Annotated in this window: 20 protein-coding genes and 2 riboswitches; of the genes, 5 read left to right on the forward strand and 15 right to left on the reverse strand. The window is 51.5% G+C overall.

Annotated elements, in window-relative coordinates; translation table 11 throughout:
* Window positions 1–299: 299 nt before the first annotated feature.
* Window positions 300–1,247: a 1,4-dihydroxy-2-naphthoate polyprenyltransferase gene (locus tag ACI48K_RS24950; protein ID WP_475030335.1), complete on the reverse strand. Its 948-nt coding sequence runs from the start codon at window positions 1,245–1,247 to the stop codon at window positions 300–302.
* Window positions 1,248–1,465: 218 nt separating this feature from the next.
* Here ACI48K_RS24950 and ACI48K_RS24955 point away from each other — a divergent pair, with 218 nt between their 5' ends.
* Together ACI48K_RS24955 and ACI48K_RS24960 are read left to right on the forward strand one after the other, a co-directional pair.
* Window positions 1,466–3,691 carry a putative bifunctional diguanylate cyclase/phosphodiesterase gene (locus ACI48K_RS24955; RefSeq protein WP_475030336.1) on the forward strand — a complete coding sequence of 742 codons (2,226 nt, stop codon included), beginning with the start codon at window positions 1,466–1,468 and terminating at the stop codon, window positions 3,689–3,691.
* A gap of 124 nt (window positions 3,692–3,815) precedes the next feature.
* Window positions 3,816–4,826, forward strand: coding sequence for an LCP family protein (locus tag ACI48K_RS24960; protein WP_475030337.1), 1,011 nt, complete (start codon window positions 3,816–3,818; stop codon window positions 4,824–4,826).
* A 324-nt stretch (window positions 4,827–5,150) separates the two neighbouring features.
* Here the strand turns inward: ACI48K_RS24960 and ACI48K_RS24965 are convergent, their stop codons facing one another.
* The 13 genes from ACI48K_RS24965 to ACI48K_RS25025 form a co-directional block, all read right to left on the reverse strand.
* Complete coding sequence (locus ACI48K_RS24965; protein WP_475030338.1) at window positions 5,151–6,581, reverse strand: sugar transferase; 1,431 nt, start codon at window positions 6,579–6,581, stop codon at window positions 5,151–5,153.
* Window positions 6,578–7,705, reverse strand: coding sequence for a glycosyltransferase (locus ACI48K_RS24970; protein ID WP_475030339.1), 1,128 nt, complete (start codon window positions 7,703–7,705; stop codon window positions 6,578–6,580). The genes ACI48K_RS24965 and ACI48K_RS24970 overlap by 4 nt, the downstream gene beginning before the upstream one ends.
* Window positions 7,671–8,951: an O-antigen ligase family protein gene (locus tag ACI48K_RS24975; RefSeq protein ID WP_475030340.1), complete on the reverse strand. Its 1,281-nt coding sequence runs from the start codon at window positions 8,949–8,951 to the stop codon at window positions 7,671–7,673. Before ACI48K_RS24975 ends, ACI48K_RS24970 begins: the two co-directional genes overlap by 35 nt.
* On the reverse strand, window positions 8,944–10,071 hold the full coding sequence (locus tag ACI48K_RS24980) for a glycosyltransferase (protein ID WP_475030341.1): 1,128 nt from the start codon (window positions 10,069–10,071) through the stop codon (window positions 8,944–8,946). The genes ACI48K_RS24975 and ACI48K_RS24980 overlap by 8 nt, the downstream gene beginning before the upstream one ends.
* Window positions 10,072–10,092: 21 nt before the next feature.
* Entirely contained in the window at window positions 10,093–11,478 is a 1,386-nt protein-coding gene (locus ACI48K_RS24985) for a polysaccharide deacetylase family protein (RefSeq protein ID WP_475030342.1), read from the reverse strand.
* A gap of 2 nt (window positions 11,479–11,480) precedes the next feature.
* A complete protein-coding gene (locus tag ACI48K_RS24990) occupies window positions 11,481–12,794 on the reverse strand; it encodes a lipopolysaccharide biosynthesis protein (protein ID WP_475030343.1) in 1,314 nt (437 codons plus the stop codon).
* Between the two features lie 17 nt (window positions 12,795–12,811).
* Window positions 12,812–13,939, reverse strand: a complete 1,128-nt coding sequence (locus ACI48K_RS24995; protein ID WP_475030344.1) for a DegT/DnrJ/EryC1/StrS family aminotransferase — start codon at window positions 13,937–13,939, stop codon at window positions 12,812–12,814.
* A 3-nt stretch (window positions 13,940–13,942) separates the two neighbouring features.
* Window positions 13,943–14,524, reverse strand: a complete 582-nt coding sequence (locus ACI48K_RS25000) for an acyltransferase (RefSeq protein WP_475030345.1) — start codon at window positions 14,522–14,524, stop codon at window positions 13,943–13,945.
* 18 nt (window positions 14,525–14,542) lie between these two features.
* Entirely contained in the window at window positions 14,543–15,880 is a 1,338-nt protein-coding gene (locus tag ACI48K_RS25005; protein WP_475030346.1) for a nucleotide sugar dehydrogenase, read from the reverse strand.
* Window positions 15,877–16,908, reverse strand: coding sequence for a Gfo/Idh/MocA family protein (locus tag ACI48K_RS25010; RefSeq protein ID WP_475030347.1), 1,032 nt, complete (start codon window positions 16,906–16,908; stop codon window positions 15,877–15,879). Before ACI48K_RS25010 ends, ACI48K_RS25005 begins: the two co-directional genes overlap by 4 nt.
* Before the next feature lie 32 nt (window positions 16,909–16,940).
* Entirely contained in the window at window positions 16,941–17,561 is a 621-nt protein-coding gene (locus tag ACI48K_RS25015) for a YveK family protein (protein WP_475030348.1), read from the reverse strand.
* Between the two features lie 281 nt (window positions 17,562–17,842).
* On the reverse strand, window positions 17,843–19,228 hold the full coding sequence (locus tag ACI48K_RS25020; protein WP_475030349.1) for a glycosyl hydrolase family 28-related protein: 1,386 nt from the start codon (window positions 19,226–19,228) through the stop codon (window positions 17,843–17,845).
* Between the two features lie 85 nt (window positions 19,229–19,313).
* A riboswitch (cyclic di-GMP riboswitch) is annotated at window positions 19,314–19,398 on the reverse strand.
* Between the two features lie 311 nt (window positions 19,399–19,709).
* Window positions 19,710–19,794, reverse strand: a riboswitch (cyclic di-GMP riboswitch).
* A 160-nt stretch (window positions 19,795–19,954) separates the two neighbouring features.
* Window positions 19,955–21,115, reverse strand: a complete 1,161-nt coding sequence (locus ACI48K_RS25025; protein WP_475030350.1) for a glycosyltransferase family 4 protein — start codon at window positions 21,113–21,115, stop codon at window positions 19,955–19,957.
* Between the two features lie 166 nt (window positions 21,116–21,281).
* On the opposite strand from ACI48K_RS25025, the gene ACI48K_RS25030 reads away from it, so the two are divergent.
* The 3 genes from ACI48K_RS25030 to ACI48K_RS25040 all read left to right on the forward strand — a co-directional run bounded on the left by ACI48K_RS25030 (window position 21,282) and on the right by ACI48K_RS25040 (window position 24,619).
* Window positions 21,282–22,220: a GNAT family N-acetyltransferase gene (locus ACI48K_RS25030; protein WP_475030351.1), complete on the forward strand. Its 939-nt coding sequence runs from the start codon at window positions 21,282–21,284 to the stop codon at window positions 22,218–22,220.
* Window positions 22,221–22,309: 89 nt separating this feature from the next.
* Window positions 22,310–23,683 carry an NAD-dependent epimerase/dehydratase family protein gene (locus ACI48K_RS25035; protein ID WP_475030352.1) on the forward strand — a complete coding sequence of 458 codons (1,374 nt, stop codon included), beginning with the start codon at window positions 22,310–22,312 and terminating at the stop codon, window positions 23,681–23,683.
* 66 nt (window positions 23,684–23,749) lie between these two features.
* Window positions 23,750–24,619: a GNAT family N-acetyltransferase gene (locus tag ACI48K_RS25040; RefSeq protein WP_475030353.1), complete on the forward strand. Its 870-nt coding sequence runs from the start codon at window positions 23,750–23,752 to the stop codon at window positions 24,617–24,619.
* 98 nt (window positions 24,620–24,717) lie between these two features.
* Here the strand turns inward: ACI48K_RS25040 and ACI48K_RS25045 are convergent, their stop codons facing one another.
* The gene (locus ACI48K_RS25045) at window positions 24,718–26,118 is read right to left on the reverse strand and encodes a diguanylate cyclase domain-containing protein (RefSeq protein WP_475030354.1); all 1,401 of its coding nucleotides are present in this window, start codon (window positions 26,116–26,118) and stop codon (window positions 24,718–24,720) included.
* Window positions 26,119–26,188 lie beyond the last annotated feature (70 nt).

A 26,188-nucleotide genomic window follows, 5' to 3' on the forward strand; every position in this document is an offset into this window, starting at 1 on the left:
AGCTCTGAAATGGTGGTCTATCACTTCCATTTTAACCTACGGTGTGCGAACAGGGGCTGCCTTTCGTTCATCTTAACTAATTTAAGCAAAAGGAGGATTTACGGCGATTTAACTGGAAAGGCTCTCACTAATTTCGGCAAACGAGGTAGTCTCCGGCCTAAATCGATGATTTAGCTGGAGGATTTCCAGTTCGTGTTCGTCCAGATTCAATAAGGGGCCAATTAACAGGAGAATTTCCAGTTCGTGTGGTTCCATCGTTAGAAAGTGGTGTGAAGAGTCTATTATGAGTTGACGCTGAACTAGGCCGCAAGCCAAGCCGCAAGCGCCAAAGCGATGATCCGGGCGGTGCTGGTGAGGATGAAATTTTGCACCACCAGTTTAAAGGTGTGCTGCTTCGTCGGCTGTTCATAGAAGCGCCGATTGTTCTTTCTCACAGGAATCAGAGTGCACAACACCAACAGAAGAATAAGCGGGTTCACCTTAAGCCATCCAAGGACGATGAGATCGGCATAAGAGGCGTAATACAAGACTTTGAACAACACCAGCGCACGGGGTCTGCCGATGTAGACGGGGAGCGTGTATCTTCTGTTCTCGATATCCTCTTCGATATCGCATATATTGTTCGCCAGCATGATATTCGCAATGCCGAGGATCGCCGGAATCGCGATGAGAAAGACCAGCAGGGTCTCGGCGAGCTCGATTTGCAAGGTAACCGTTCCACCCTGAAATGACAGGGAAGCGAGTTTATCTCCAGCCTCGATATACGCCGACATGAAGATAATGACAAATCCCATGAACAAACCGGAGAAAACTTCGCCAAGCGGCATCCGGGAAATCGGAATTGGACCAAATGAATACAAAATTCCTACAGCGAACGACAAAATTCCCAGCAGGAGCACCAAAAGACCGGTATGCAGAAAGAGGAAAATGCCGCAAACGACCGCAAGCGCAAGCAAGGTGCCGATGAGGGCCAAAACCGCCCGCGGATTCATGCCGAACTGAACGATCGGATTGTGGATTTCATAGCCGTAGCCGTGTTTTCGAGCCGCTTTTTTGTAATCGTAATAGTTGTTGATGGCCGTAGTGGCCATATCGAAGCTGAGAAGCGAAACCAGCATAAGTCCAAAATGCCCGAGGTGAAAATCGTGAAACCGGTACAACGCGTACACCGTTCCGAACAGAAGCGGGATCATGCTGGCCGTCTTTGTCCGGATCTCCACCAATTGCAAAAACTTCCTGATTGCCATTGTGCGATCATCCTCTGTGAGTAATAAGACAAATTATATATGAATATTTATCTAAGTTGAAATTGAAGCGAGAGGCAACCAAGCAATAAGCTCAACTTATACTCCCCTTGTCAAAAATAAAGGAAAATGCTGTCGCCGTGTAGAATGAATTGTAAGAAATACCCGGTGTATCTCCTCCCCAAATAAACCCAGTTTACACTATAGGAGGGACCTTCGGAATGAAGTCAAGGAGATATTTGGCGACGATGGCCTTGCTGTATATGGCCGGTCTTGCCCTTGCTCTCATCAGTGAGTCTCATAAGTTTCATCTTATATTCGGTATTTCACTGTCCTTCACGAATATAGTACTGCTGTTCATGCTGCGCAGTTTTGGAACCGCATACGGAATTCCGGCCGCTACGGCGGTATATGCTTTATCCGTTATCTTGTGGAAAACTCCATATCTGGAAACTCTCTCCCTGCTAGAAGTTATCGTAGTAGGGATCACGCTCCGATGGACCAAGCGGGGCCGGCTTTTTCACGCGGATGTCCTGTTCTGGGCTGTGTTTGGCGTCCCCCTTCTGCTCCTCTCTTCCTATTCCAACCACCACGAATTAACCAACCAATTGGGATATATCATCACCATCTGGGCCGCCAAAGGCATGTTTGCCGCGCTCGTCGCCGACATCCTCTGGAGATACGCGCCAAAACGCTTTCTCGGACGTGGAGCGGAGCAGCAGGATCCCATCCGTCTGAGCGAAGTCCTGTTCCATATGATGTTTGCTGTCATTGAAATTCCTTTTCTGATTTACATTCTGGCGACAGACTGGAGCGCCCGTTCTTCGGCGCCGCAATTCGTATATCTTCTGCTGCTTGTCCTGTGCGCCGCCGCCATCGGTCAAATCATCAACCGCCGCCTTGTCCGCGGCTTGAACCAGCTGATGACCATCACGACGGATTTATCGGGAAATCTGCAGGATGTGCCCGCCGCCAAATGGCCCGAAAGCCGGATTTACGAAATTCGGAAGCTGGCCGACAATTTCCGTTACATCTCCAACCATCTTCTCGACCTGTTTCGGGACTCGGTCAAAAACAACCAAATTCTGCTGGAGCAAACGACTCAACTGCAAAAGTCCGAGCAAAAGCTGCATACACTGGCCTATTACGACGGACTAACCGGGCTTCCCAACCGGCTTCATTTCTCGGAGTACACAAAGTCCCTTGGTCTTGACAACCGGGCAAAAGCGCATTCTTTCGCCGTTCTTTTCGGAGACCTGAACCGCTTCAAACAAGTCAACGACACGCTGGGCCATTCGACCGGGGATCAATTGCTGCAAAAAGTCGCCGAACGTTTCTCCCGGTTGGTTACCGAGCAATGCAAGGTGTTTCGGATCAGCGGCGATGAGTTTCTGTTTATCCTTCATTTTGAAAACACGGCCGACGTCCAAAAAACGGCGCAGGAAATTTGCCGCTCGCTGGACGAACCTTTTGAAGCCAACGGGCGGCCGTTATACATATCCCTCAGCTTAGGCATCAGCGTGTTCCCTTACGATGGAGGGAGCATGGACCACATCATGCGGAATGCGGACATCGCTATGTATGTCGCCAAGGAACAGGGAGACGGAATTTATCATTTCTACGACAGTATGATCGAAAACGAACGCACGGAAGAAATGCAGCTGGAAAACGAATTGAAAAACGCGCTGAATGAGGGGCAGTTCACCCTGCATTATCAGCCGAAGATCGACGCCGTTTCCGGCGAGGTTATCGGCACCGAAGCGCTGATCCGCTGGAACCATCCGGAGTACGGCATCGTATCGCCGACGAAATTCATTCCGCTCGCCGAAAATTCCGGCATCATTCTCGACATCGACGAGTGGGTGCTTCAGGAAGCTTGCCGTCAAAATAAAGCGTGGCAGCGCCAGGGCTTGCCCAAATTTCCGGTTGCCGTCAATATTTCCGCGAAGCATTTTTATCAAAGCAGCCTCATTCCGATGATCACCCGGGTGCTGAAAGAAACCCGGCTTGATCCGAAGTATGTCATTCTCGAAATCACCGAGGGCACAATCATTCGAAACCTCGAGTACGGCGTTCAGGTTATGGAGGATCTCCGCCGCATGGGCATCCATATTTCCATGGACGATTTCGGCACGGGTTACTCTTCCTTGAGCCAGCTTGAACGCCTGCCCATCAGCGAAATGAAGCTGGACCGCTCTTTCATTCAAGGCCTGGTGAGCGACGCGAAAAAGTCCTCCATCGTCCGGGCCGTCATCGAACTCGGGCATCATATGGAGCTGAAGGTCGTGGCCGAAGGCATCGAATCGCCGGATGAATTGAAGTATTTGACCGAGCTGGAGTGCGATCAATTTCAAGGTTATTTTTTCAGCCAACCCTTGCCTTGCGACAAATTCACCGAATTCGTACGCCAATGGGACGGCACGGCGCTATCTGCCATGCTGACCTAGCGGATCTTAGGATTGCGGCCTTCTGTGACATAAGTTACAATTCAGACATAGCCAAACCGTACATAAGCACTATAAGTTTGGGAAATCGAGGTTCTGATAGGACTTAAGGGGGCTTTCCAAATAGATGAAAATTCGAAAAAGATATATTTATTTAAGCGCAGCTGCGCTGCTTCTTCTCGGAGCCGGTTTTTACGCCTATTGGAAGCTGGAGCCTTCGCGGCATTTCCAAAACGCGGATATTCCCGTGTTGGCTACGCCTGATCCGGCCGCCGCAAACGTTGCTCCATCCGTGAATCCGGATTCTGAGGCTGCGAAAGATCCCCCTGAGCCAAGCGAAGCCGAAACGGAAGAAACCAAAAAACAGACCGATTTTAACGTTCTGATCCTCGGAACTGACGCCCGCGACAATGAAGCGTCCCGAACGGACGTGATTATGCTGGCCCACGTCAACCCGGACAAAAACCGCGTCAACCTGGTTTCCATCCCCCGAGATACCCGGGTTTACCTCTCTGGCGTCGGGTACACCAAAATTAATCACGCCCATGTCCTTGGCGAATTGAAGGGCAACAGCCATTCAGGGACGGAGGCCTCCATCCAGGCGGTCAGCAACTTCTGCTCCTGTACTATTAACTACTACGTGAAAACCAACTTCGAAGGCTTTGAGCATTTTATCGATACGATCGGCGGACTTGACGTACATCTCGATCATCCCGTCAAGCTGACTTACGCCCACACGACGCTGCAGGCCGGCGACCTGCATTTGAACGGAGCAGAAGCTCTGGATTTGGTCCGCGAGCGCAAATCGCTTCCGGGAGGGGACTCCGGAAGGCAGGCCAATCAGGCGCTGGTGCTCAAGCAGATCGTCCGCACGGTCATTCAGCCGCAAAACCTGAAAAACCTTCCCTCTCTGATCACTCAGGTTAGGAAGGATATCCTGGATACCAATTTGAAAGACGGCGACATGGTCAGCCTCGCCTGGATGGCGAAAGACATGGATGAGGATCAGCTTACATATGTGCAGGTTCCGGGCCAAAGCGGAAAAGACTTCGATCCGCTCGTCAGATCCGAGCTCTACTACTGGATTCCCGACATGAAGCAATGGAAGGAATTATCCCGTCAATTATTAGTCGAGTAGACAAAAAAAGAGAATGGCGCAAACCCGGGTTTACGCCGCCTTTGAAGCCGCTTGCGATAAATGCAAACGAATGAAGTTGAACACTTGATTGAACGTATCAAGGCAGCCGTGTGAAATATTCTTTCGATCGCTGTTGTTCCCGGATTTCTTGAATTTATAAATTCAGATGTTGTAGAAATCCGGTCACAAAGGCGACCACTACCGTTTCTGCCAGAACATTTCACACTCTTGCCCGATTACTTTTCTTTTGTTCAACGTACATAGCCCATTCATCACAAGCGGCGGACAAAGGCTGCCCGAGGCTGCCATTCTCTTTTTTGACGTCTATCGCGACTCTTTCATCACTGCGATTTCCAGGGGAACGTTTTGCAGATACTTCTCGACGTTGGTTTGAAGCCCGGTGTGCGAAGCCGTGACTTCGATCCCTTTGGATTGAGTCCGTTTCAGCACGACCACCAGGGTCTGGAACAGGATTTTCAAATCCAGCACCGGCGAATAGTTCTTGATATACATCATATCGTAGCGCAGTTTATCCGACGGAGTCGTTGTGTAGTTCGCCATCACCTGGGCAAGGCCCGTTAAGCCCGGCTTCACCATGAGCCGGTAGGTATAATGAGGCAGCTCCTCTTTGAATTGATCCACGAAAAAGGCCCTTTCCGGCCTTGGACCCACCAGGCTCATATCGCCGCGGATAACGTTGATCAGCTGCGGCAGCTCATCGATTCGGGTCGCCCGGATGAACTTGCCGAGCCGGGTAATCCGCGCGTCCTCCGCGCTGGCGAGAATAGGGCCGGTGTGCTTCTCGGCATTATCGACCATGCTGCGGAATTTCAGCAGGCGAAAGCCTTTTTCATGGAGACCTACCCGCTCCTGCACAAACATCGCCTTGCCTCGTGAGGTTGCCGGAATCAGGAACAGCATCAGCAGCATGACCGGAGAAGCCGCGAGCAGCATCAACGAGGAAAGAACGATATCTATGCAGCGTTTGACCAGCCGCTCCCAGATCGTAAGCTCGGGCGGCATCATGGAATAGACGAGCAGGTCGTCGATTTGCTGAAGCTCCGCTTTCATCAGGTACAGCTCGTAAAAATCGGGGATCAGCAACACCTCGATATTACGCTGGCCGGCCGACCGGATGAGCTCCGTCTTGACCGCCGCGGGAATTCCCTGCCCCAGCACCAGCACGTCAATCCCCTCCCAGGAAACTTCCTCGTTGTCCCGAGGATCTTCCCCGGCCACAAGCACCCTCTGAACATCGAACCAAATCCGTCCATGATCAAGCAACTTCTCCAGCGTCGACACCGAAGAGGAATGGCCGTTTACGACCAACAGAGCCCGCTTCTTGCCGATGCCTTTCGTCAGAACGAAAAAAAGCAGCATCCGAAGAGAAAACGTCAGCAGGACCTGTATCAGGAAAGCAATGACAACCACACTGCGCGGCAGTGAAAAGGTTTTTAGCCAATAATTGATGAAAATAAGTTCCACGACGAAAATGAGATGGGCCAGTATCAGATTATAGAGCCATTTCGAGGGCCGCTGGCGGCCGGCAAAATCGTACAGGTTAAAAAAATAGTATGTAATGGCCGTGCATAATCCCAGCCAAGGGACGTAGGAGAAAAAGGATTGCCACTCACCGGGCGGGATATCGCCCCTGAATTTGAGGTTGTACGCCAGCAAATAGCTGGCATAGATAAACAAGCAGTCGAGCACCAACACGACGACTTTTGAGCCGCTTAACCGAATTAGCTTAATCACGCTCCCGCCTCCTGCGACTCAGCCCTTTGTTCATAAATGGCCTGCCATTGGCCAATGACATGGTCCATATCGTATTGCCGTTTGACAAACTCGCGGCCCGCGGCTCCCATCGATTCCCGCTGGGAACGAGGCAGGGACATAAGCTCGATCATTCGCTCGCTGAGATGCTCGCTGTCGCCCGAACGGGCCAGAAAGCCGGACAGTCCTTCCCGAACCACTTCCTTATTGCCCCCGACATCGGTGGCGACAATCGGCAAGCTGCTTGCGGAAGCCTCCAAAAGCACGATCGGCATGCCCTCCCATTTCGATGACATCAGGTAGGCGTCGGCTTCACCCATGATTTGCGGAACATCCTGGCGGATGCCAAGGAACCTGATCCGGTCTTCGAGCCTTAACGACCGGCTGAACGCTTCCATTGTATCCCGCTCCGGCCCCGCTCCGGCAATCAGCAGAATAGTGTCGGCATTCCGCTGCGCCACCTTGGCAAAAGCGGAAATCATGTTGCCGTAGTCCTTTTCGGGGAAAAACCGGCCGGCGGCAAACCAGATAAAGGTATCTTCCCTCAGGTCAAGTTCCTTCCGAATCCGGCTTTCAACGGTCCGGCAACGTCCGAACCGGCTGACATCGATCCCGTTCGGAACAAACTTCAGCTTGCGATCCGGAACGATTCTCCTTTCACGATAACGATCAACCGCCATTTGGCTTACGTTGGTCGTCAAATCGCATAGAGGATCCGTTACCCGGTACAGCAGTTCCCTAAGCTGTCCTCCCTCAATCATATTATGAGCGGTGCAGACAAGCAGGGGCATCCTCACAAATACGCGGGTGATCCTGGCCAGCAAATTGGCGTGGACCAAATGGCTGTGCACGACATCGGGCCGGAAGCGGGCGATCTGTCCTCTAAGGCGCAGGATGGCCCGCGGGTCGGGCACCCCTTTTTTCATCCCCAGCGAACGCACCTCAACTTCCATCTCTCTTAATTCTTCCAGGTAGGCGGCCGGCTCGAGCATACTCACCACCTCGATTTGATATCCTCTTTTCCGAAATCCACGACACAATTGCACAAGCTGATTTTCGGCGCCGGCATAGTTAAGGCCTGTAATAAGAAACAGAATGCGGTTCATATTTTTCCACCACCTCTTTCTCCACATATGGAGGCTTCAGCGCCAACGCAAAGAAGGCGATCAGCATATACTCGAAATTGAAGCCAAAATCCCCGCTGATCAAAGCGGTTCCGAGCGTCTGGATGAGAAGGACCAGAAGGACCGGATGTTTTCTGGCCGACCAAAGCGAAAACAGATAGGCAAACGTCCATAAAAGAAGTCCCACGACGCCAAACTCGCTGGCGACCTCAATGAGGACATTATGCGGAAAATCCCTGGCGATCGGCGAGGTCACGCTGCCAAGTCCACCTCCGAAGAAAGGATGCTCGCTCCATTTCTCCAGAGCCTTCCTCTGCAAATCGATGCGCCCGATGTAATTGGCGTCTCCCTGCAGCTGATCGCCGTCAAAGAATACCATAAACCGGCTGCCGTCAACCCAGCCCTCCATCTCCGTAACATACTGCGATGCGACCATCGTTCCTCCCGCCAGCAACACGATCAGGACAATCGCTGTCTGTACGATGTTCCGCAATTCGCCTCTCTTATGTTTCTTGTACAGTTCAAAAGCCGCTATCAGCACATTGGCGACGGCAAAAGCGGCGAGAGGACCCCGGGATTCTGTCGCAAAAGCGGAGACGCCGGCTACCGCAATCGTGACGATGCGGAGCCACCAGGGAATTTTGCGCCCCCACAGGCAGATTGTGATTGTAGCCAGCGACATTCTCGCGTTAAAGATCGGGTTGCTGCCCGGAAGCAGCAATCGTCCCGGATACTCGCTCGTGTACTCACCGAAAGCGAGATGCACGATTGCATACGCAAGTCCGAACAGCGCCATGATCGTCCATGAAAAGGTGCCGTTTTTCTTATACAAGACGTAAGCGTATATTCCGGGGATCACCGCATGCGCCAATAACACAAACATTTTGGACATGCCCGCGGTACCGTAGGGCGCCCAGGACAGGGACGCAACCGCGTAAACCAACACGATGAACCATAGCCATATCCCGCTGTTTCGAAGTAATTCTCTGGCCTTTTTTTCTTTGTCGAACCAGGCAAAGCATGCGGGAATCAAGGGTACCGCAACCAGCAGCAGCAAGGCGTTCCCCGGAATGACCCGTTTGTAGAAGTACCCGAACATATCGAAATAGAGACAGAAGCCCACGATAAACGCGGCATTGATTTTAAGTCTCCTATGCACCACGTACTGGAACGTAAATACCGCGATGACCAAGGCCAGCAATAACGACAAGATCATCGCGCTACTCACCGGTCCCACCTTCCGCCGCGAGCCGCCGTATATAATCGCCTCCCGCGCCTTTCGCTACGATATGCTGCATGTAATTCAGCCGGGACTGTTCCTTCACCACCGTATCCAGATGGGCAACCTCGCTTCGCTCCACCCGTTTTCCCCTCCAGCGATTAACGAATTCCTCAATATCCCTCAAGGCCGTTACGGTGTTGCCCGGTTCATTGGGGATCTCGAGAATATAGGGGACGGAATCCGGAAAATCCGTATCCTTATACCCGATGATGACAGGAATGCCGTACGCCAGGTATTCACGTACCTTCAGAGGGGAGGCTTCCCCCATCTGTTTGCGGTACAAAGCCATAGTCCCCAGGGCAACATCCGCCTGAAATAAAAGCGGCTCGTATTCGTCCTGGGTCATTTTGCCGTGGAACACCATATTCTCGGGAACGGCAACTTCCGTCAACCGGACTCCCACCATATCAAACTGCCAATCCTTATGGATCTCGGCCAAAGCGACAATGGCGTCAACCCCGTGCCAGGACTGATCCGGAGTCCCCATGAACAAGAAGCGCGCCGCTTCCCCCGCTGCAGCCGGAGCCGGAGACACATTGGCCAGCGCAAAACCGTTGCCGATGACGGATTTTGATTTCACATACCGCCGGAAATGCGCTTCCTCGGCCATTTCGGCGCTGACGAATACGAATCCCGACGCCGCGCGGAGCACTTTACCCCGGGTCAGCAAATGGTACATGTATCTTGATCGGCTCCCGATCCGCATCTCGGCCAGATCGTTCGAATTGATCTCCAGAATCGAGGGGAGCTTGCGCAGCAGCCTTGGCAGCCCGAAATAATAGAGATCGAAACGGTGATAGACGGCGTCTGGCCGCCACCGTTCAACCCGGCCGATCAATTCACGGAAATCCGAATATCTCCGAAACCCTGCGCGGTAGGTTTTGATTTCCAGGCGGATCCCTTTCTCTTGGAGCCGGTTATCCCATTCCGGATTCCATTGCTTCGTAAACAGGTAAAGTCCGGCCTCATGGCCAAGCCTGATCCATTCCGTCATCTGGGCGATTACTTTTTTAAAAACACCGCTGTCCGGTCCGTCGTTCCAATGAATCAGATAAGCGATCTTCATGTACACACCTTCTTATGCGGTTTATTTCAAGCGCTGCATGCACCAGCTGAAAAGCTTGCGTTCGGACGAAAGAACGAGATGGCTGTTGTGCCACAGCAAAGTAAAATCGCCTCCGTACTTCGCGCATTCACCGTAATAACGCGCAATCGCCCCAAACGCTTTCTCGCCCTGCATTCCGCCATATTCCAGATTCACAATGGTCTGCTCCATCACGATCAGAGGGCGTTCGCGGAGCTTCAACATCTGCCGAGTCAATAGATTAAACACCGGATACTCGTAGCAGACGCCGGAACGAAACCCCGGGACGGTCGAATATCCAAGCGTACTGTCGTAGCTTAGCCCGGCCTCATCCCAATACTGCCATGTTTCCGGCGCCCTCCATCTCAAATAATGCTGACGGCCGCCCCATTCTTGTTGCCGGATTCCGGCTGCCTCCGCTTCTCTAAGCAGCACCTCAAACTGATATTTAATCCCGGATGGGGACAGATAGGTATGGTAGCTGGGATGAAGACCGATCTCGTGGCCCCGTTCATGAATGCGGCGCATCAGTTTGCGAATTTCCGGATCTTGCATCGCATAATTCCCGTCGATGCCCGGTTCGGTCTGTTCCGTGATGAAGTAAAAGCTGCTGCGGATTCCCTCCTGCTCTGCCAGGTCCATCAGCCATTCGAACGTATTGAACGGATCTTTCTCCAGCCGTTTTTTTCCCGCTCCGAGCATTCGGGCTTTCTTTATCCCGCTTTCGAATTGCCGCCGTTTAAGCATGTCGCCCAAGCTTTCTTTAGCGATGCCAAACCGGCTCCGTCGCCCTGCAAAATAAGGAAAGTCCACGTCGTGGCTGATTACTTTGCGACCGTCACGCAGCTTCCTGGAAAGTCCGGGCCACAGCCGCGCCATCAGTTCCCAAAGCAGTTCGGTATATACATTCACGATCGGATAATCCAGGAATCCTTCCCGGTAAGCGAGCGACTGCTCCGCCGGAAACCGGTTATGCCGGTCTTTCTCCGGAATAACCAGTTCCTCGTACCGCGTCAGCATGAAGAAGCAACTGCCGAATAAGTCAAGCCCGCAGCGAATCTCCGCTGTGCCGCCATCGTCGCCCAAGTAAGATCCTCTCTCATCGGGCAACCCGTAAATGACGGGGATCTCGCCTATTCCCGGCGCCGTCATCCGGGGCAGGGGCGTTCCCGGTAAAGAAGCGGCGCTCAGCCATTCCGCATTCTCTTTTCCTAGCAAAACATCGGCAAGATTAATCTTCCCGTCTCCGGCCTCAGGCAGCGTAATTTCAGTGTCGGAGCGTGTTTCGAATTCCAGGGAATAAGGAATCCCCAGAAACTCGCCTACAATCACCTTAACGATATATTCGCGTTCGGAAACCCGGGACAACGGGCTGCGTATCATTAACATGTTCATCCCTCTCTTTCCAGTTCGGGATTATTGGAAAGATGACGATATTTTTTGATGGCCGTCCAGGACATGCCTAAATGAATGACGTACCCCAGCGTGGAAGCCAAACTGAACCACATTACCGCGCCGTTGGCGTTTTGCCCGGAATATTTGGCCAGCAGCAGGGCGCTCAGCACAATGACCACCCGGGAGATTTCCCGGTAAAGATGCAAATCCTGGCGCTCCATCACGTCGATCGTCGTGCCGACCGAGTTGGCCACAAACTGGCTCAAGTACATGACCCCCAGCAGCCGAACGAACTGCCCTGACTTTCCCCACTCCGGTCCGAACAAAAAAGAAAAGGTGGAAGGAGCGATAAACACCATGACCAGCACGATCAGCAAACCAACAACGAAAATATTCCGGACCGTTTTCTTAAACAACGGATAAAGCTTATGCGGAGCGTAAAGCGCGTACTCGGACGATTCGGACAAATACACGTTCATGACGGACGAGGTAATCAGCGTCATCGGGGAGCCTAAAATCCGCTGGCCCAAAGCGAACAGTCCAGCCACCTGCGGCCCGTAGAAAGCGGCAAGCAAAATCGTCGGCAGGTAGATGCTCATGCTGTTCAGCATATTGGACGCCATCGAAAACTGCGGAAACCGCCGATACCGATAGGCGCTGTCTTTGATCTCGGGCCAAGTCGCCTTAATGCCCTGCTTATTTATATCGCGGCGCCAGATTCTCCACTGGGGGATCAGGCCGCCAAACCGGCCGAAGACATCCCCAAGGATAAGGCCCAATGGGCCTTTCAGTATCCCGCTGAAAACGAGCTGCGAGGAAACCAGCGAGAGGCTTTGCGATAATTTGGTGCGCGACAACTGCCTGAAATATTTTTTGCGGACCGACCAGGCGCTTAGAATTTGATAGAATCCGCCGAAAAACAAGCTGATGATGAAAAAGGCAAAATATTGCTTGATATCCGCTTCGTTCGTCCAAACCGACAAAGGATGAGCCAAAAAGTAAACTCCGATGCCGCCCACTATGCTGACAGCGACGCAGATTCTAAGGCAGAGGTTAAGCAAGCTGTTCGCCACCCGATCCTCCTCCGGCAGCGTGATCGCAAACTCATAGGAGAAGGAGGTAAGCATGAGCATAATAGAAATGATCGAGGTGTACATGGAATATACGCCATATTCAGAAGGGTTGTAGAGACGAGTGATGATCGGCAGCGTGATCAAAATAATGATCTGACTGATGAAGGTGCCGCTGGCCAATACGATGACATTCCGAAAGAAACCGTCCAGTGTCAGCTTTTTAAGTTGTTTCAGCATCCGTTATTCCCAGGCCGTTACAGATTTTTTCGAATCGTTTCGGCAATGCGCTGCTGCGCGGAAGCCTCGATTTGCGGCCAAATCGGTAGGGAAAGCACCTCATGCGACATTGTTTCCGCGATAGGCATGCTCGCCTCAATAGACTGATAGACCGGAAGCTTATGGACGGGCAAAGGGTAATAGACCATCGTGCCGATGCCTTCCTCTTCCAGCTTGGCTTTCAGCTCGTCTCTTTTTCCGTTTAAAACGCGAAGCGTATATTGATGATATACATGCTTTGAGTAGGATTCCTCCACAGGCAGCATGATTCCGCCGAGATCGCCCAGCAGTTCCCGATAGCGGCCTGCAGCCAGGCGGCGTCCCTCGTTCCATTCGTCGATATGGGGCAGCTTCACTCTCAGGACAGCGGCCTGCAGCTCATCCAGCCGGGAATTGAATCCGATGAATTCGTTGTGGTATTTCTTTTTGGAGCCGTGGGCGCGAAGCATTGCGGCCTTCTCCGCCAGCTCCGGGTTATCCGTGACGAGCATTCCTCCGTCGCCGTAAGCGCCGAGATTCTTGGTCGGGAAAAAGGAGAAGCACCCCACGTCGCCGAGGGTTCCTGCCTTCCGGCCTTGATACTCGCTGCCGAAAGCCTGGGCCACGTCTTCGATAACCACAAGATTTCGTTTCTCGGCAAGGTTCAGAAGCGGGTCCATATCCATGGTCTGACCGAACAAGTGGACGGGGATCACCGCTTTCGTTCTTGGAGTCAGCGCGGCTTCCAGCAGAAGCGGGTCCATGTTATAGGTATGAGGTTCAATATCCACGAATACCGGAACGGCTCCTACCTGGCTGATGGCCTCCGCCGTCGCGAAGAAGGTGAACGGTGTGGTAATGACCTCGTCGCCTTCGCCGATTCCGGCGGCCAGAAGGGCGATGACCAGCGCGTCCGTTCCGGAATTCAGCGCTACGGCATGCCGTACGCCTAAATATTCCGCCACTTCGCTCTCGAAAGTTTTTACATTTAGCCCCATAATGAAGGCGCCCCGGTCGAGCACTTCCTCGATGACGCTCATCAGCTGCGGCTTTAAAGCATTGACTTCGCTGCTGAGATCCAGCACGGGGATTTGATTCCGAACAATCGCTTTGCTGATTTTGGCCATGGTCTACGCCTCCTTCGTTTTCCATACGGTTTCTTGGCTACGTTCGTATTCCCGGCCGCAGTGCGGGCAGACCGCTTTTTGACCGCGGAACGCGAGTGAATTTCCGCATTCGCAAACCCAGCCAAGCGTCCGCGCCGGCACGCCTGCGACCATCGCATATGCGGGGACGTCCCGGTTAGCGACCGCCCCGGCGGCGACAAAAGCCCATTCCCCGATCGTTATCCCGCAGACGACGGTAGCGTTGGCGCCAATCGAAGCCCCGCGTTTAACCAGGGTCGGCTTGTAATCCTCGCTCGTGTTGCGCGGAAACGCGGACCTGGGCGTGCGCACATTGGTAAATACCATGCTCGGGCCGCAAAAAACGTAATCTTCCAACACGACCCCTTCATAAACCGATACGTTATTCTGGATTTTGACCCCGTTTCCGATCTTCACGTTGGGCGCTACATACACGTTCTGCCCCAGACTGCAATCCGAGCCGATCTCCGATTTCGAAGAGACGTGCGAAAAGTGCCAGACTTTTGTGCCTTCGCCAATGCTTGCTCCTTCGTCAATAACTGCAGACGGATGTGCAAAATAACTCATACGATTCACGGCTCCCCGTTATAACAGATGATAGTTCTCCGGTTTGGCAAACGGACTCATCGCGTTACGCGTATCGAAAAGGCTGCGGCTTGCCCGGCCGATCATGCCGTAATCGAAATCGGAATGGTCGGTGGCGATGACGGTAATGTCCGCCGCTTCGATCCGTTCTTGCGTCAGTTCGACGCACTCGTAAAACTTCCCCTGATATTTAAAAGTCGGAATATACGGATCGCTGACCCAAACCGTAGCCCCGCGTTCTTCCAGCAGTTCAATCATTTTGAGCACCGGAGACTCCCGGTAATCGTCGATGTCGCGCTTATAGGCGACTCCAAGCAAATAAACGGTTGAACCGTGAATCGGCTTCCGGCTCACATTCAGAATCTCGCCGATTTTTTGGACGACGAATTCCGGCATCGCATTATTGATCTCTCCGGCCAGCTCGATGAGCCGGGTATGATAGTTGTACTCCCTTGCCTTCCAGGTTAAATAGAACGGATCGATCGGAATACAGTGGCCGCCTAGCCCCGGACCCGGATAGAAAGCCATAAATCCGTACGGCTTCGTCTTGGCCGCTTCGATGACCTCCCATAAATTGATCCCCATGCGATTGCATAAAATAGCCATTTCGTTGGCCAGCGCAATATTGATATGACGAAACGTATTTTCATAGATTTTTTCCATCTCGGCCACCGCCGGGCTGGAAACGACATGCACCTCTCCGTCGAGAACTTGCCCGTACAGCTCGGCGGCAACGCGGGAGCAGGTTTCCGTAACGCCGCCCACAACTTTAGGCGTATTTTTCGTGTTGAACGATTTGTTTCCGGGATCAATCCTTTCCGGAGAATAGGCCAGAAAGAAGTCCTCCCCGCAGACCAGACCCGTCGACTCCAGAATCGGCTTCAGCAATTCTTCCGTCGTTCCCGGATAAGTCGTGCTTTCCAGGACGATCAGCATTCCCGGATGCAGAAATTTGGCGACTTCCCGCGTGGAGTTCTCCACGTAGCTGGTGTCCGGCTGCTGGTAAGTATCCAGCGGGGTGGGCACGCAAATCGCAACCGTGTCCACATTCATAATAAATGAGTAATCGGAGGTAGCCTGAAGCTGACCGGTTTCCACCATAATCCGCAAATCCTCGTCAACGACATCCCCGATGTAGTTGTAGCCGCGGTTGACCATCTCCACTTTTTGTTCCTGAACATCAAAGCCGATGACATGGTAGCCTGCTTTCGCTTTCTCTACCGCCAGCGGCAAACCTACATATCCCAAACCAATGACACCGATTACTGCCGTCTTGTTATGTAATTTATCGATCAATGCTGTACCGAGATCTTGAGTTTTGAAAATATTTCCGCTCATAGCGTTCCTCCGATCCTTTCACAGTCTTTGTTCAGGCTCCCGTCCCGAACCAAATCGACGGCCAGCTTAACCGCGTTCCGCCCGTCCTCCAGCGTAACGGCGGGCTCCCGGTCCTCCAGAATTGCCCCAATCATGTCTTCAACCATGCACCGATGTCCGGGAACCCCAAACGGATCACGCTCGATCCCGGAAATGAGTTCCAAGCTCTCTTCATCCGACATCGAGGCGTTTTTCCAGGCTTTGACCCAGTTGGCCGTTCTGCCGCCAATGACGGCATATCCGTTCTCGCCGAACACGGAAATCGTTTCCTCCAAATTTTGCTCATACACGGTGGTACAGGCTTCAAAGATGCCAAGCACTCCGCTTGAAAACCGGAGCGCAGCAACAGCCGTATCTTCCGCCTCCATCCTGCGGATCCGGGTATCCACCAGCGCTTTCACATTCTCCACGGGACCAAACAGCCAAATCAGCAGGTCCAGACTGTGAATCGCTTGATTCATCAACACCCCGCCGTCCATCGCTTTCATCCCCCGCCAGGGAGCCTGGTCGTAATAGGTTTGACCACGATTCCACCGGACCGTGGCGTTCACATGGCCGATTTTGCCGAAGGTTCCCCGCCTCAGTTCCTCATGCAGCCTGCGGATCGCGGGACGATAGCGGTTCGGATGTACAACCGCCGCTTTGATCCCGTTCCGGGCCGCGGCTTCCATGATCCGGTCCGCGTCCTCCAGCGTGAGCGCCATCGGCTTTTCGATGATCAGATGCTTGCCCGCGTTTGCGGCGGAGGCGGCCAAATCGGCGTGAAGACCGCTTGGCGTGCAAATGCAAACCACATCGATTTGGGGTACCCGCTCAAGCATATCGGTCATATTCGAAAAGGCCGGCACATTCAGCTCCGCCTCTAAAACCGCCAACCTGGCTTCATTGTTATCGCAAATGGCCGCAAGTTCAGCCTGCTCCGCCAGCCCGATCGCTTCGAAGTGTTTGCTTGCGATATGGCCGCATCCGACAACGGCAAAACGAATCATGATCTCTCCCCCTTTGTGCGTCTACGACACGTTTAATCGATCAAAACCTGGTCCCGTTCCATTCTTCTGCGGGAATTCCTTTTTCGGCTTGGCTTTCTCTTCTCCAAAATCAGCGTGACAATTAATGCCGCAAAAATGCCGATGAACCCCCCGATGGCGTAGTTAAACATTTTCTTCGGGCTTACCGGAATGGAGGCATCCTCCAGATTGGCGTAATCCAGTGCCATTACGTTGGCGTTGGGTACGATCTCCTTCGATTTTTCGATAAACGTTTCCGCAAACGCATTGGCAATCGCAACGGCGTCCTTGGGATTGTCATCCGTAGCGTACAGCACGACCACCAAAGTTCCGGGGTCCGTTCTAACCTCAATTTTTTGGAGCAAATCAAAGGCCGATTCCGACGTACCCAATTTCTTCATCGCATCGTTGGCGATATAACGGCTTTGAATGGCATCCTCATACGTTTTGGTCAACATTTGGCTGGCCAAAAATTCGTTGTAAATTCCCGATTCCGAGGAGGAAATCGTGGCTACCATGCTTGCTTTGGCTTGGTAACTGGGCTGGACGAATTCGTTAACCAAAAAAACGCCCCCCTCGCAAACCAGAAGCGTAATCAGAAAAGCAATAAAATGCCTTCTCACTGTTTTAAACAAATAGTTGATCTCCAACCGCAATTCACCCCAACTATGGAATCTCGACACGCTTAGGCAATACTTTGCAATTCACTCCAAAATTCCGCGCAAAACGCGTTAGCACAATCGAACTATGTCGTCTAGGAAAAAAGTCACTGTTGACACCAATATATTAACACAAAATAGAAAGTATGGTACTCTCTTTTTACTTTTTGCAATTTCATATACCCGGCTCGTCACAAGAAATACAAAAAAAGCCCTTGGCCGGCTTACCGGCCCAAGGGCTTTTAATATTCGTTTATTTAACTGATAACTTCTACGTTAATATTGGACTTGGCGAGCTGAATGTTGAACTCTTTGCCTTTCACCGTATTACTGCGGAGCACAATATCCTTCTGCGTGCAGTTCTCCAGGTAGGTCGCGAGTTCGATTCCACCCTTTGTCGATTGAATCACATTGCGTTCGATCGAGCCTTTCTCGGCGTTTTGCCAGGTCCAGATCCCTTTCTCCGCATTATCGATCTTGTTGCCGGCAATGTTGAAGTTCTTCGTGTTGCCGAGCCGGATGGCCGTCGTTCCTGCGGTCAGGCTGCCCGCTCCCATCTTGATCGTATTGTCATTCAAGGTGACGTTGGTAACCGTCTGCCAGGAACTGACTTCAATCGCGGCGTAATAGCTGCCGAGCCCGTCGATCGTATTGCCCTCGATCGTATTGTTCGAGCCGTATACGCTGATTCCCGCAAACATGTCCGGTGCGAGCTCTCCCTTCTCTTTGCCGGCATAGAAGTTATTCTTCAAATACGAATTGGTAATATGATTGTCCTTTACCGTAATTCCTTCGGCATAGAGCTTAACGGCCCGTTTGGCGGTATGATCAAAAGTGTTTCCGGCGATCAAACTGCCCGTTTCCTCCCCTCGCCCCTGATCGAGGCTGGGGTCTTCGTAATAGATGCCGTCTCCGTCATCCGCAGGTCCGATGTCATGAATGCGGGAATTGGTGATTTCAACGTCCTTGGCCGCATTCTCATTCGAGCCCCATGTCGTCGTCACGTATATTCCTCTTGCAACCAAGCTGCCCGAAGTTAGATTCACCGCCTGGACATGGCCGATCTCTGTGTGATCAACCACGATATGGTTCGTATTGCCGTAAATCACGATGCCCGAAACAACGCCCGTATAGTAATCGCTATTAGGGTCCTTGCTATGCGTGGCGTTCTCTACCACGCTGCCGCTTATCTCAACGTTCGCGCTGCCGCCGCCAATCGTCAACACGCGGTTCACGGCCATATTGCCGTCCAGCTCAATGCCGCCAATTTCTATATCGTGTCCGGTTGCCCGCATCATTTCCCAACCGAATTTATTCTTGTTTGCCTGAATGACGGAGCTTGTCCCATCGCCGCTAATCTTCGTGCCGCTTTCGACAATCAGCGTTTTCTCCGGATTAACCAGGTAAGTGCCGGCCGGAAAATAAACGGTCGAACCGCTCCCAGCGGCCTTGTCCAAGGCTTGCTGCACGGCCGCCGTATCATCCGAACGCCCGTCGCCTTTGGCGCCTTGATCCTTCACGTTGATCACGCCGCCTGCTGCCTCCACGGTCGCCGGACCGGCAAATTCGGACAAACTGAAAAACAAGCTTAGCATGACGATAAGTCCGGATAATAAAAATCTCTTAAAATATCGGTTTGCCATGAGAAACACTCCTCGTATCCAAGGGATAAAAAAATGGAAAGCTTCCCGATCATTCAGGATCTTCCCATCTCATATCCTGAAAACTTTCGGGAACTGGCTGGCATGTGATCGCTCACGAAGCCCCTTTAGTTTTGCGTCCCGCGCTTTCGCGCGGTTTGCCTTTTCGCGGTTTTCGTATTCAATTGAGGAGTAGGCATTCTGGTTGATTGACATCGTTCTCAAACGATTCGTGTTTCATAGGCAGCCGTGAGAAATATTTCTTTCGATCGCTGTTATTCCCCGGATTTCATGATTTACCAGATTCAAACGGGGTGGAAATCCGGTCACAAAGGCGAACGCTTCGCTTCTGCCAGAAACACTTCTCACTTTTGCCAAACACGAATCAATAGAATCACTTATTGCAACAAAATTACTAGAGTTGTGTACAAACAAAAAGAACCTCTCAACCAAAGTCGAAGGTTCCATCGTACAGAACCTGAAAGCAGGAAACTGGCTGGCATGCGATCGCTCGCGAAGCCCCTTTAGTTTTGCGTCCCGCATTTTCACGCGGTTTGCCTTTATTCGACATAACAGGTCTATGAAATTATCAATCTACGAATAAATAATAGCATACCGCCCGTCAGAGCGTAAACTAGTTTCAATTCTATTTACTAGAATTTTTGATAATTTGACAAAACTCCCCGTGAGAATCGTACATTTTCTCGACAATTTCAACGCATGTGGTTTTTATTTGCGGGGGGGTGTCGCGGCTCCCATTGCTGCGGGGACATCCTCCTGATCCAAATAAGCAGGCACCACTTCCTGTAGCACTCGATTTATGGAATAAAGCTCGGTCAAACGATCGCGATGGCTGCGAAGATGCGCGCGCAGGGACGGATCGCGATAAAGCTCCCAAATCCTCTCGGCAAAGCCTTCGGCGTCATCCAAGCCGACGAGAAAGCCATGAACGCCCTCCTGAACGAGGTCCCGATTCCCCCGGACATCGGTAGCCACAAAAGGCAAGCCAGAAGCAATCGCCTCCATGACATTTACGGGCAGGCCTTCTCTATTGCTCACCGATACCCCAACGTCAGAAAGCGCAAAAATATTTTCCATATCCGCGCGATACCCTAGAAACGTCACACGATCAGCCAGCCCCATCTCCGCGACCTGCCGTTTGTATCGCTCCTCCAGTTCTCCTCTCCCCGCCAGCAGCAACCGCAATTCGGGAATTCTCTCCCACAATTGCTTGACGACCTCAAACAACATTGTCTGGTTTTTGCCGTAATTGAGTTCGGCCGCATAGATCAGGATGAAATGCTCTTCCCCGATTTGATACTCCGCTCTAAGCTGCCGTTTCCGTTCATCGGACACCGGCCGGAACCTGTCGAAATCGATGCCTACTCCGTGTGCATACATCAGCTTCTTTGCCCGAAAACGGCGGTTCAATGCCCGTTCGTAGTCCTCCAGATTGATGGTGATCAGGCAATCCGTATACCGGGAGAGCAGCTTTTCCGCCGGATAATAAAGCAGCCAGTTCGCAAGCGACGCTCCTGCGAAAAAATGAAATCCATGGGCGGTATAGATCACTCTGGTGCCGCGTTTCCTTGCTTTCCGGGCGGCTAAGCGAGCTAAAGCTCCCCCCATCGGGGTGTGGCAATGGATGATGTCGTAGTGATTCGAGTCGATGATGTTTTTTAGCTCCCGATACGCCTTCAGGTTATCCGCCCGGATCGGGGAACGCTGAATGGGGATATCGAACTGCTTGTCCACATACGGAATCGTCTCCGTTCCATGAGCGGCAGCATGGACTTCCCATCCCTGCTCCCGGAACCATTGGAAATAAGGGATATGAAATGCCCTTAAATGAGAGATCACCGTCGCGCAAAACAATACTCTTTTGGACACATGCATCCTCCGTCTCTAGTAATATATGACTAAAATATATCAACGAAAAAATAGGAACACAATACGAATCCGTCCCGGAAACGCTGGTGACTTATTGATAAACCTCTGCTATATTGATAATGAAGTTTGAATATATTGGAAGCTTGGCTATCTAAGGGGGCTACATATGGCGGATTATATGAAAAACCGGGTCACCCTGGAACAATGGGCGGAGTTCAACCGGATCAAATGGGACTGCGAGGCCAAGGTACTAAAGTTCCAGCTTCCTAATTCGAATGCGTATGTTGAAAGTTTGTTTTTTTACAATAAACACGGCAAGCTGGTTCTTCCTCCGCTTAATCCTTTTCATCCTACCGTTTTTCACCCTACACCCACAGACAAGCCTTACCGGATCAACAGACAGTGGCATCAGGGCGCAGAGTTGCTCATTCAAGAACTGAAGAAGGCCGGAGGAACGGCCAGTTTTTGTCTCCCTCCGGATATTACGGATGTCCGCCCATTCCAGTGGAAGGGCTTCAAGGTGAACGTCAAATATACCTATCATTTGAAACTGCCGTATGCGCTTGAAGAAGCCGGCACGGAAATCCGCAGCAAGATCAAGAAGGCTTCCGCAGCAGGTTACTACTCCCGGTTGACTCAGGATATGAACGAAGTGTACCCTTGCCTGCTTGGAACGGAGGAGCGCAAAGGATTCAGCCATCACCTTTCCGTAGAAGACATGGAAATGGCCAAGCGTATGCTGGGGCCGGACAATTTCCGCTGCTACGTATGCTACAGCAAAGAAGGCGAGCCGGTAAGCGCCAGCACGATCATTGTGATAAACGATCATTGGGCCTTTGGTTGGGTGGCCGGAAGCAAACCGGAGCATTTAACCTACGGCGTCGTTCAGCATTCCCAGCATTACGCCTTTCAGGACTTGTCCGCCATCGGCGTCCAAACCATCGATCTGGTTGGCGCCAACCTGCCGTCCGTTGCGAGATCCAAATCGAACTGGGGAGGAGAACTGGTTCCTTGTTATCAGGTCAGAATTCCCGTCTTGAAAGAAATTGCCCGGGCCGGTCTTGACTGGTTCAAGTTTAATAGAGTCGCATCGCCCAGTAAATAAGGCTCAATTTAGGTTTACATTATTTTTCCGGCGATATATGATAATTTTAACATCTTATCGGCAAGTTTTCTGATATAAGGGGTGAAATTATGAAGGTTCTGATCACCGGAGGTTACGGATTCATCGGTTCGTTCGTGTCGGAGAAGTTCTATCGGGAAGGCCACGAGGTTATCGTTATCGACAACATGTCTTCTGGTAACGTCAAAAACATCAATAACCAGCACACTTCTTATATCATCGATGTGGAGAGCGAAGCTGTCGACTCCGTCTTCGCCCAGCATAAAATTGACGTAGTCGTTCATCTTGCCGCACAAATCAACATCGTTACTTCCATGGAAAATCCTTATGCAGACACCAAATCCAACATCCTCGGATTGACCAATATCCTGCAGCTCTCGGCCAAACACGGAGTAAAGAGGTTTATTTTCGCTTCTTCCGCCGCGGTATACGGAGCCGCCGAAGAAATACCTCTCTCGGAAACACTGCCATGCCGCCCTATTTCCCCCTATGGAATCAACAAACTGCTGGGCGAATATTATTGCGGCAAATGGCATGAATTATACGGGCTGAACACCCTCTGCTTCCGATTTGCCAACGTTTACGGGCCGCGCCAGGGATCGATCGGCGAAGGCGGCGTTATTTCCGCCTTTATGAATCGGGTTCGCAACGGGCAAGAGCTGCATATCTACGGAAGCGGGGAACAAACCCGGGATTTCATCTACGTCGAGGATATCGCGGAGGCCATTTACTTGGCCAGCCTATCGAACGAGTCGGGAATTATGAATCTTTCGACCGGTACGGAGAACTCCGTGAATGAGCTTGTCCGTATTTTGGAGGGATTTCATACGCTGGCCGGTGTAGCTCGAAAAGAGCCCCGCCCCGGCGATATTTTTCGATCGGTGCTTGATAACTCCCTGCTCCGGACAAAGCTCGGATGGGAGCCTGCATTTTCCTTCGAAGAGGGCCTGAAAAAAACATACGAGTGGTTTATACGTTCCGCATCCGGCGCCGTTATGGTTACGGGATCGGCAGCGTCCAGCCAGCCAAAGTTCAACGAGGAGCATATTCAGAACGAGCTCCTGGCATCGTCCGTATCCCGGAACATCCGCAGCCTGTATTTGAGTCAAGGCGAGCATTATCTGGAAGGAACCCCCGTTCTCAAAGCGGATATTTTTACCGCGGTTATTCGTTCCAGAGAGCAAGCCAAGAAAAAATTCGGAGTAAATTTCACCTTATTGTCTTTGCCGGAACATATCGTTCAGAACAACGCGCTTCTTCACCGGGTCGACGAATGCCTGCGGGAGACCGATTATATCGGCCTCGACCCTGCCGGTCAACTGCAGATCCTTTTGTCCAATGCCGCCTCGAAGGACGCAAAAGTCGTCATGGAACGTCTGGGCCGGCGGGCGATTGCCGCTGAAATTATTTCCAGTTCGGATCAAAGAAGGGAGCTCCAAATTTAAGAGATTATGGAACAAACTACGCTTGCCAGGTGGGCAAAGTTCAATCGTCTCAGATGGAAATGTCAGGTGGAGAACACCCGGTTTGAAGTCCCTCATACGGAAGTTTACGGAGAAAGCCTGTTTTTTACGGACCGCCGCGGGAGATTTTTTCTTCCGCCCTTGATTCCTTATCATCCGATTGCTTTATTTACAACTCCGACCAACAAAGCTTTCAAGGCCAATAAACAATGGCACGATGTCGCCAACCTGATGATCGATCGGCTGCTTCAAATTAAGGGTCCCGTCGTGCTCCATCTGCCTCCCGACATTTCGGATATCCGCCCGTTCCTATGGCGCGGGTTCAAGATGGATGTCAAATATACATACTATGTCCACTTTCCTTATTCCATCGAACTGGCCAGCAAAGCCATACGCAATAAAATCAGAAAAGCATCGGCCGAAGGATACCATGTCGAAAAAACGGACAATATGGAGCACGTTTATCAGTGCTTAATTGAAACGGAGAAAAGGCAGGGCTTCAACCATCGGCTTAGCGTCAAGGATCTGGAGCTGGCGAGAGAAATTATGGGGGACAACGTTTTTCGCTGTTATGTCTGCTATTCAAAAGATAATGAGCCGGTCAGTTCCAACATTTCGCTGCTGCTGCAGCCAAACCATGCCGTCGGCTGGGTAGCCGGCACAAAAACGGCCCATTTATCCAGCGGCGTCGTGCAGCTGCTGCAGATATCCGAATTTGAGGATCTTGCCGCCGCCGGGGTAAAGAGCTTTGACTTTACGGGAGCCAACATCGCTTCGGTCTCCGAATCAAAAGCCGACTGGGGCGGTGAGCTGAAACCTTATTATGCCGTCAAGAAACCGTTGCTGAAAGAAATGCTTCGAGCAAGCCGAGACTGGCTGAGATATATAAGCGGACATCCCAAAAATCCGTATCGCTAATAAATTCAATAAATGAAGCCTCCCTTTAATGAAACGGATCGTTCAGCGTCCATTTCAAAAAGAAGGCTTCTTTGGGTTTGCCTCGGACAGCTTATTCATCAATGGGCATTGGACGCGAACGAAGTGCTGACGTAATACCGGTTTCTTCCTTCGCGTTTCGCCTCATACATCGCCTGATCAGCCTCGGAGATCAGCTTGTCCAAATCACATGACTGCCCGGATCGGGAAAGACAAATGCCGATGCTGGGGGAGGTAACGATCTGCCGTTGTTGGTAAACGATGGCTTCCGAAAGGCTGGCGATAATACGCTCGGCCACGATCGAAGCCAATTTCTCGTCGCTGTCTTTGAGCAGAATTAGAAACTCATCGCCTCCAAGGCGGCACACCATATCGCTCTCACGGATGAGTCCCATCAGCCTGTCCGCAATTTCCTTAAGCAGATAATCGCCCGCGCTGTGGCCGAATTCGTCGTTAACATCCTTGAAGTTGTCGAGGTCGATAAACATAATCGCCAGCCGGTCGTTTCCCTCATCAATATAATCGTTGAATTTTCTATTAAACAAGGTCCGGTTCGGCAGACCCGTCAGATCATCGTGATAAGCCAAATATTCCACCTGTTTCTCCAATTGCTTGCGTTCCGTGATATCAATGATGACCCCCTCCAGCCGAAGCAGATGATTCAGTTCGTCGGAATAAGGGGTTCCACGGCTCTGAATCCAACGCAGTTCCCCATCGTATCGCCGAATTTGGCACTCGAACGTCACACTTTTTCGTCTTAAAATCATTTCCTCTTGAGCATGTTGTACCAGCGGCGCATCCTCAGGAATTACCATCTCCTTCAATGCCCGGCTATCTCCAAAAAACTGGTCCGGCGGCAGACCGGTAATCTTGGCAATCCCCTCCGAAACGTTGAGCCGCATAGAGCTGAATTCAAAGGTCCAAGTGGCGATATCAACATTCTCCAGAATGCTGTTCAGCTGCAATCTGCCTTGGTTCGCTTTGTTCCACATCCCCCAGGTATAACGGGTAAAAAATAAAGAAAACACCATCGAAAACAATCCGAATATCAAGATATAAACAATATCGCTGTACAGCACACCCGCAAAAATCTTTTCATGCAGGAAAAAAAACAAATATGTAGCGCTTACGAGATAGAGCACGCCGGACAACAAAACCGCCCGTATGTCGAGATACAGCAGACTGAACAAAGGGACAAGCCCCAGAAAAATGAAGTTTACCAAAAACGGATAAGTCAAATTTAGCGCAAAAATAAAAGTACATAACGATACGATCATAACAAACATCGTAAGCTCCGGTTTTAGCCGGCTCACGACTAAAATCAAAACCACAAGCCCCATCAATAGGCCAAAAGGCGGATAAATCACATGATAGCTCTTATCAATGATCACATTTACCAACAGCGAAATGCAGTAGAAGCCGGCGAGCAGCCTCAACATCAGCACGTTTTTTCTGTGAATTCCCAGCGCTCCGTTCATCATCCATCCACGCTCTCTAAAAATAGTAATAAAGTACTAAATTCATTACCTTTTATATTACAGCGGTAGCAAT

The sequence above is a fragment of the Paenibacillus terrisolis genome (assembly GCF_056171975.1).